At 31.9% G+C, this 1,466-nt stretch carries 3 protein-coding genes; all 3 read left to right on the top strand.

The annotated features are described in order from the left end of the window. A partial coding sequence (locus tag BUC06_RS24240) for a hypothetical protein (RefSeq protein ID WP_228423901.1) occupies positions 1 to 232 on the top strand: 232 nt, incomplete at its 5' end. Positions 233 to 306: 74 nt separating this feature from the next. Further along, positions 307 to 984: an IS1 family transposase gene (locus BUC06_RS23275; RefSeq protein ID WP_073337015.1), complete on the top strand. Its 678-nt coding sequence runs from the start codon at positions 307 to 309 to the stop codon at positions 982 to 984. 290 nt (positions 985 to 1,274) lie between these two features. Next, positions 1,275 to 1,466: hypothetical protein (locus tag BUC06_RS24025; protein ID WP_185116989.1), on the top strand; the 192-nt coding region annotated here is incomplete at its 3' end.

Genomic DNA, 1,466 nt, shown 5'->3' with positions numbered 1-1,466 from the left:
TTTAATACATTCTAATTTGAAAGCAACGCTAAATTTTTCTTTTCTATACATAAAAAATGCCCCTAAAAAGTGTCTAACTTTTTGGGGGCAGTCCAGTGAGACGGATTCTTTTACAGTTTTAAAAGGAATAATTTCTCCTTTAGAATCTATTATATTCTTGGATGAGAAAGTAAAAGTAGTAATGTTTCAAAAATGTTGGTTTTCTTTATTAATCGAGCTTAACGAGAAATAATAAGTAATAATTTTATAGAATAGAGTGATCGTTTGGTCACTCTATTTGTTTTTTAATAGAAAATTGGAGTCCTTATGCAGGTAAAAGTTTACTCATGTGTCAAATGTGTTGGTGATGATTTTATAAAATATGGCAAAACTAATTATGGAAAGCAACGCTATCAATGTAAGTTCTGCAAAGCCATAAGTGTTTTACAATATTCTTATAATGCATACAAAAAGAATCTCAATGAAAATATTGTCCGATTGACAAAAGAAGGATTAGGAATAAGAAGCACGGCCAGGGTACTAAAAATTTCAGCTACAACCTTACTAAAAAGAATTATTATCATTGCCAAAAATATTTCTCAGCCTGTCACTTCTTATGATCAATCTTATGAACTGGATGAGATGAGGTTTTTTGTAAGGAAGAAATCAAATCCTATGTGGCTGGTTTATGCTATCAATAAAAACACGAAGCAGGTTCCCGGATTTTATATTGGTAAAAGAAATAATAAAACATTAAATGCAGTTGTAAAAACATTGCTCAATTCCAAAGCTGATAAAATCTATACAGATAAATTTAGGAATTATCAATATCTTATACCAAAGAAAAATCATATTACCAAAAGATTTGGAACCAATGGAATTGAAAGGAAAAACCTCAACATACGAACTCACCTGAAAAGATTGAATAGAAAAACAATTTGCTTCAGCAGAAGTATTTTAATTTTGAATTCTATTTTAAAAATATATTTTTGGAGTGATAGTTAGAAATAAAAAGTAAATATAATTTTTCCTGTCTTGTATAGCAGATGGGAAAAATAATAACTAAAATTTTACATGGTTGGGAAAATGTTGGGAAGAATAATAAATAAAAAACCGCAATACTTTCTATTATAGAGTATTACGGTTTTTTGTTGTGGTCCCACCTGTAATGTCCCTCGTGTATTCTTACAACATCAGAGGCTGGATGATGGACATTAATAAAAACCAGATGGGGCTTGCTGATCTTGGAGGGAAATTATTTGCGTACAGAATCAGGTACAGCCAAAAAGAGGGTATTGATAGTCCCGATTCTGCTCAGTTTCCAGGGAAAAAATGTAAGTCCGAAATATAACGGCAGTATTACGGAAATAGACTGGAGAGCAGTAGAAACATTAGGCGTAAACCCATCTCTGACCCCCAAGAGATATGGATATGCGTACGACAGCACCAACAGGCTATTGGCAGGCTATTATCAGAATCCAAACAAT

Origin of the sequence: Chryseobacterium carnipullorum (assembly GCF_900142785.1) — a bacterium.
GTDB classification, from domain to species: Bacteria; Bacteroidota; Bacteroidia; order Flavobacteriales; family Weeksellaceae; genus Chryseobacterium; species Chryseobacterium carnipullorum.
The sequence above is the reverse complement of the archived record's forward strand: the minus strand, read 5'-3'. Positions and strand labels throughout refer to the sequence as shown.

What these genes read in the sequence shown, in the direction of transcription:
- BUC06_RS23275 (WP_073337015.1), top strand. Translation starts at nt 307, where the DNA reads ATGCAGGTAAAAGTTTACTCATGTGTCAAATGTGTTGGTGATGATTTT.